We start from the raw sequence: 6,124 nt of genomic DNA, 5'->3' as shown, positions 1-6,124 counted from the left end.
TTATATAGGCTTATCTCTTATTGTTAACCTTTGGCGTTTGACAGGTTATATCTATCTGTAGTAGAATAATTACATTACAGGAGGGATTACAATATGAGAATTCATAAGACACACAAACGATATATTTCGTCTGTTGTTGCTGGATTGATTGTAACAGCTGTAACTATGACAGGTTTTTCTTATAATGATAAAACCGTTACCGTTATGGTAGATGGTGCAGCGCACACTGTTAGAACGCATTTAAATTCTAACGAAGGTATCGTACGCGATGCCGGGGTTAAATTAAATCCAAATGATAAAGTTATTTCCAGCTCAACATCTGTTCAAAATGGTACAACATTAACTGTTGTACGTGCCATTCCAGTTTATGTAACTGTTAATGGTAAGACTAGAGCTGTTTTCACAACAGAAACAACTGCACAAGGCGTTGCTAATGAACTTGGTTTCAAAATGCCTAACTACGCTGTAGTAGGCGATGCAAATGGTTCTGTATTAAGTGGTACACATATTACAATTGCACAAGTAACAAGCCGTTCTTTATCCACAGTAGATCAAGAGATTCCTATTCAAGTGATTCGTCAAAAAGATGACACTATGGCTATGGGTGAAGAAGAGGTTGTTCAAGTTGGCCAACCTGGTTCAGAACGAGTGCAACGTGAAACATTATATAGTAATGGTACGGTTATTAAAACAAATGACGTATCCAAAGTAACACAACGCGAAATGGTACCTACTATTATTAAAGAAGGTACTCGTGAAGTGACAACATCTCGTAATATTGCGGGTCGCTCATCTCGTGCTATCGTAATGGAAGCTTCTGCTTACCTTGCTGGCGATGGTGATGGTGCTGGTATTACGGCAACGGGTGTTCCTGCAGTACGCGGTATTGCAGCGGTTGACCCAGATGTTATTCCATTGGGTACACGTTTATTTATCCCTGGTTACGGTGAAGCTATTGCTGCCGATACAGGCGGTGCCATTGTGGGTAACAAAATTGACCTTGTAATGGACTCTTATGGTGAGGCTATGGACTTTGGTCGCCAAGACGTTACAGTGTACGTATTGGACTAATAAGATGATTTAGAGGGTATATCTATAAGATATATCCTTTTTTTATTGGACCTACTTAGCTCAGTAAGTGAGTAATCACAATAGATATAGTAAAAGGACGCCTTATGATTAAGGCGTCCTTTTTTAGTCTTCGATATATGGAATTAGATATTCGTACTTTGTACCTTTTAATTCATCTTTAGGGATAAATCGTAAAGATGATCCATTGATACAGTAGCGCAATGAACCATTAGGGCCATCTTCAAATACATGGCCTAAATGGGCATTACCAATGCGGCTGCGGACTTCAATCCGATTCATGCCATGAGAGTCATCTTGATAGTATTTAATAACATCCTTTGCGATTGGCTTTGTGAAGCTAGGCCAACCACAGTGAGACTCAAATTTATGGGCGGACACGAAGAGAGGTTCTCCTGTAGTGATATCTACGTACAGTCCTGGTTTGAACTCATCGGTTAGGTCATGACTGAACGGCGCATCCGTAGCAGAGTTCTGTGTAACTTCAAATTCTTGAGGCGACAAAGCCTTGAGATCTTCCTCGGAAGGTTTATTATAGGCACTGTCATCTACAAGTGGTTCATCAGATAGGCCTAGTGGAATATGACAATAACCAGTAGGATTTTTATCTAAGTAATCTTGGTGATATTCCTCTGCAGAATAGTAGTTAGATAGAGGTAATACTTCAATAGCAAATGGCTTTCCTTCGAAGGATTGCGCACGAGCTAAAGTGCTTTCAATAATTGATTTGTCGGCTTTATCTATATAGTAAATACCAGTTCGATATTGAATGCCTACGTCGCCACCTTGTTTATTAACGCTGAATGGATCGATGGCGCGTAAGAAGTATTGAATTAAGTGATCTAAGGAAAGTACATCTGCATCGTATGTAACCTTTAGTGCTTCCACGTGACCACTATCATGACAGACATCTTCATAACTTGGATTTTCCGTAGGGCCATTGGCATAGCCTACTTCAGTGGAAATCACACCAGAGATTTTTCTGATATACCCTTGAAGGCCCCAGAAACAACCGCCCCCTAAATATATAGTATGTTCATTCATTTAATCACCCCAAACTTCGTGAGCTATTTCTTTTACTAATGCAAGTTTAGCCCATTGTTGCTCTTCGGTCAATTGGTTGCCGATTTCACAAGATGCAAAGCCACATTGAGGGGATAGGCAAAGTCTTTCAAGAGGAATATATTTTGTAGCTTCTTTGATACGTTCTTTGATAACCTCTTTATCCTCTAATTCTGGGCGTTTAGATGTAATAAGACCTAATACGACCTTTTTATTAGGAGATACTTCACGCAATGGTTCAAAGCCACCAGAGCGGTCATCATCAAATTCTAGATAGTATGCATCTACATTTTCTTTAGCGAATAGAATTGGTGCAACTGGTTCATAACCACCACTAGCAGCCCAAGTAGAGTTGTAATTACCACGGCATACATGGGTTGTGAACGCTAAGTCATGAGGTCGACCTTCGAGAGCCAAGTTGTTTAAGCGGAGGTATTTAGCTGTTTCACCTTCGATAGTGACGCTTTTATCTTTTTGGCGACCAGTCCAGTAAGCGTGGTCACAGCACATACCCCAAGTGCAATCATCAAATTGGATGTTGCGGCAACCTGCTTCATAGAGGTCTTTAATTACTTGACGGTATGCAGCAGCAATGTCTTGAATTAATTCTTCTAAATCAGGGTAGAAGGAGCGTGTTGTAATACCATTATCCTCACGGAATAATTCAGCTAAGAATTGGGATGGAGCAGGAATTGTTTGACGAGCTGTAGTATGTTCATCTTCAAATTGTTTTACGAATTTGAAATGCTCTACAAATGGATGGTTAGTACCTGTAATTTTACCAGTAAGGGCGAGAGAGCCTGGCGCAGTTTCTTGTCCAACGAATTTGTAACCGTGTTCAAGTTCAATTTCTTTTACGCCATTGAATCCCCACATGAAATCTAAGTGCCAGTATGCACGGCGGAATTCACCATCAGTGATAACAGGAAGACCTGCTGCTTTTTGTTTTTGAATGAGGTCTGTAATGAGACGATCTTCAACAGCTGTTAGTTCTTCTCTTGTAATATTTCCTTTTGTAAAAGCTTCACGAGCTTCTTTTAATTCTGCTGGGCGTAGGAAGGAACCTACGATATCAAAATGAAATGGTGCTAATTGTTTGGACATATTTATAATCCTCCTTATATAAACGGTAAAACCGATAGATTCGATAGGTTTATTATAACTAAGGATGAGCATATATAAAAATATCAATATATTGATGTTATATATAGTTTTAAGTTATATCAGCGGATTATTTTTTTATTTCAGTTATATCAAGATATGAAAGTAATATAGTATCAACTCAATTGTAGAGTATCCTATGCTTTTCTTTGGCGTATTTGATAGTAGTTAGATTTTCTACATATATTAAAAAGCACTCTCTAAATGAACTGTACTCGAAAAATTGGACACAATTTTTCGAGGTGCAGTTCAAAATCGAGAGTGCTTTTAGTTAAAGTTAAACTGTTATGTAGAGCAGTTTAAATATAATCAAGAATCCTACAATATTATTCTTTTGTTTCAGGTAGTTTAATATGTCTGCCGTAGTTGCCTACATACTGTTCTAAGGCTTGAATATATTCTTGCCCTAAACGGCTGCGATGCATTTTGTTGTTGGTAATGTAACCGATGTGCATCAAACCTTCTTCGGCGAGAGGTACAGAAATAATATTCTCCCCATTTACTTCTTCATCGATAACACCACTTGATACGGTATAACCATCTAGACCAAGCAATAAACTAAAGAGGGATGCTCTATCGCGTACACGAATATGTTTTGGTCGTACAACGGTACTAAAGATTTCTTCAGAGAAATAGAAGGAGTTGTGATCGCCTTGCTCAAATGAGATATAAGGATATTCCTCTAACTCGTCCATAGACACAACCTTTTTATTAGCTAGTGGATGGTTTTTGCCTATGAAGATATGTGGGTGTGCAGTAAATAACTCTGTAAATGTTAATTCATTAGTATGAATTAATTTCTCTAGTACAGGTCTATTAAAATCATTATAGAAGAGTAAACCAATCTCACTCTTCATATGAGCTACGTCATCGATGATTTCATAGGTTTGAGTTTCCCGTAAGGATACATCATATTGATCGATGCCTGCGCCTTTTAAAAGCTCTACAAAGGCGTTAACCGCAAAGGAGTAATGTTGCGTAGAAACAGAGAATTGTTTTTTACCACCGCTTTGGCTTTTATATTGCTCTTCCAATAAAGCGGCTTGCTCTAGTACTTGGCGTGCATAGCCGAGGAAACGTTCCCCTTCTTTAGAAACAGTAATCCCTTTATTGGTACGGTCGAAAATGGTAATGCCCATTTCCTTTTCCAATTCCTTAATAGCCTTTGTTAGACTTGGTTGCGAGACGAAGAGTCTCTTAGCAGCTTCACTAATACTGCCTATATTTGCAATTGTTGTGACATACTTTAATTGTTGTAAGGTCATAATGGCCTCCTTTTATATATTACACTACCTATACTACTCGATTATAAGTATTTAAGCAATGTTATATATATGTTACAATGTACTAATAGAATAAAGGAGGACCTATGCTTAAACAAGTCATCGTCGTAGAAGGAAAATCTGATATACAACGTATTGCACAAGCCGTGGAAGCAGACTGTATTGCTACAGAGGGTTTTACACTTCGTAAAGGTGTTATTGATATGATTCGTGTAGCTTATGAAAAGCGAGGTATTATCATATTAACCGATCCTGATACAGCAGGGGAGAGAATTCGTCGTGTATTAACAAAAAAATTCCCTAATGCACAGCATGCTTTTGTCCCTCGTGATGAAGCTTTTGCAAATGATGATATTGGCATAGAACAAGCATCTCCAGAATCCATTAGAAAGGCTTTATCCACATTACATGTAGAATCCTTGGAATCATCTAACGAATTTTCTATGGTAGATCTAGTTCGTCATGGGTTATCAGGTATGCCTGATAGTGCTGCTCGCCGTGCGGTTATTGGGGCTAAGTTAGGCATTGGTTATGGCAATGGGAAACAGTTTTTATACCGTTTAAATCACTATGGTATAAGTCGAGATGCTTTTGAAGAGGCTGTAAATAGTTAAAATAGGAGTTAAGATGTTAGAATCAGTAATTGCAAGCCCTGAGGTAGTGCATTATATATGTAAACGCTTCGATATTAAAATGAGTAAGAAATTAGGGCAGAACTTTCTTATTAAGAGAGGTATTGTAGACGAAATTGTACATGCTGCGGAATTGACACCTGGTGAACCTGTACTAGAGGTAGGTCCTGGTATTGGCACATTGACACAGGGGTTAGCACAAAGTGGTGCTGATGTAACGGCCATTGAGTTAGACCGTCGCTTATTAGAGGTTCTAGATACTACATTGGCTTCCTATGACAATGTACGTATTGTCCATGGGGATGTGTTGAAACTCGATGTGCCAACCATTATGAACCATAAACCATTTAAAGTGGTTGCTAATTTGCCATACTATATTACAACACCTATTATTATGTCTCTATTGGAAAGTAAATTACCCATAGAACGCCTTGTTGTAATGGTGCAAAAAGAGGTGGCCTTGCGTATGGTGGCTAAGCCAGGTACAAAGGATTATGGTGCATTGTCTGTAGCTGTACAGTACTATACTGAGCCTGATATTGTACTTGATGTACCGCCTAAATCTTTCTTACCGGCTCCAGCTGTAACGAGCTCTGTTATTCGTTGTGTATTGCGTGACAAGCCTCCTGTTGATGTTATTGATGAGAAACTATTCTTCCGAGTGGTGAAAGCTGGTTTTGCACAACGACGGAAAACATTTGCTAATACAATGAAAACAACGGGCTTATCAAAAGATAGAATCGAAGAGCTGTTAGCAAAAGCGAATATCGATGGTCAACGAAGAGGGGAAACATTTACCCTTCAAGAGTTTGCTGATGTAGCCAATGCATGGGCGGCCTTAATTAAATAGAATAATGTAAAAAGAGCTTATTAGATTGATACCATATCATTCTAATA

The 6,124-nt window shown here is 38.6% G+C and carries 6 protein-coding genes; 3 read left to right on the top strand and 3 right to left on the bottom strand.

The window, feature by feature from the left end; translation table 11 throughout:
- Window positions 1-93: 93 nt before the first annotated feature.
- A complete protein-coding gene (locus QZ334_RS06380; protein ID WP_295232906.1) occupies window positions 94-1,071 on the top strand; it encodes a 3D domain-containing protein in 978 nt (325 codons plus the stop codon).
- Window positions 1,072-1,194: 123 nt separating this feature from the next.
- On the opposite strand, the gene msrB is transcribed toward QZ334_RS06380, so the two are convergent.
- From msrB to QZ334_RS06365, 3 genes are all read right to left on the bottom strand, one after another.
- Complete coding sequence (gene msrB, locus QZ334_RS06375; RefSeq protein WP_105088975.1) at window positions 1,195-2,133, bottom strand: peptide-methionine (R)-S-oxide reductase MsrB; 939 nt, start codon at window positions 2,131-2,133, stop codon at window positions 1,195-1,197.
- Window positions 2,134-3,255, bottom strand: coding sequence for a 5-methyltetrahydropteroyltriglutamate--homocysteine S-methyltransferase (locus QZ334_RS06370; protein WP_005387106.1), 1,122 nt, complete (start codon window positions 3,253-3,255; stop codon window positions 2,134-2,136). It lies immediately after the preceding gene.
- Window positions 3,256-3,638: 383 nt separating this feature from the next.
- The gene (locus QZ334_RS06365; protein ID WP_005387104.1) at window positions 3,639-4,577 is read right to left on the bottom strand and encodes a LysR family transcriptional regulator; all 939 of its coding nucleotides are present in this window, start codon (window positions 4,575-4,577) and stop codon (window positions 3,639-3,641) included.
- Window positions 4,578-4,681: 104 nt separating this feature from the next.
- Between QZ334_RS06365 and rnmV the strand changes: the two genes are divergently transcribed.
- Window positions 4,682-5,209 (top strand): ribonuclease M5, encoded by a 528-nt coding sequence (rnmV, locus tag QZ334_RS06360; RefSeq protein WP_119207310.1) that lies wholly within the window; start codon window positions 4,682-4,684, stop codon window positions 5,207-5,209.
- Window positions 5,210-5,222: 13 nt separating this feature from the next.
- Window positions 5,223-6,077, top strand: a complete 855-nt coding sequence (gene rsmA, locus QZ334_RS06355; protein WP_005387099.1) for a 16S rRNA (adenine(1518)-N(6)/adenine(1519)-N(6))-dimethyltransferase RsmA — start codon at window positions 5,223-5,225, stop codon at window positions 6,075-6,077.
- Window positions 6,078-6,124: the final 47 nt, after the last annotated feature.

Origin of the sequence: Veillonella sp. (assembly GCF_019414865.1) — a bacterium.
Classification (GTDB): Bacteria; Bacillota; Negativicutes; order Veillonellales; family Veillonellaceae; genus Veillonella.
Note: the sequence above shows the minus strand (reverse complement) of the source record. Positions and strands in the feature narration are given on the sequence as shown.

Excerpts from the sequence above, each read along its gene's own strand:
- msrB (WP_105088975.1), bottom strand. The coding sequence starts at position 2,133 with ATGAATGAACATACTATATATTTAGGGGGCGGTTGTTTCTGGGGCCTT.
- QZ334_RS06370 (WP_005387106.1), bottom strand. The coding sequence starts at position 3,255 with ATGTCCAAACAATTAGCACCATTTCATTTTGATATCGTAGGTTCCTTC.
- QZ334_RS06365 (WP_005387104.1), bottom strand. The coding sequence starts at position 4,577 with ATGACCTTACAACAATTAAAGTATGTCACAACAATTGCAAATATAGGC.
- QZ334_RS06380 (WP_295232906.1), top strand. The coding sequence starts at position 94 with ATGAGAATTCATAAGACACACAAACGATATATTTCGTCTGTTGTTGCT.
- rsmA (WP_005387099.1), top strand. The coding sequence starts at position 5,223 with ATGTTAGAATCAGTAATTGCAAGCCCTGAGGTAGTGCATTATATATGT.
- rnmV (WP_119207310.1), top strand. The coding sequence starts at position 4,682 with ATGCTTAAACAAGTCATCGTCGTAGAAGGAAAATCTGATATACAACGT.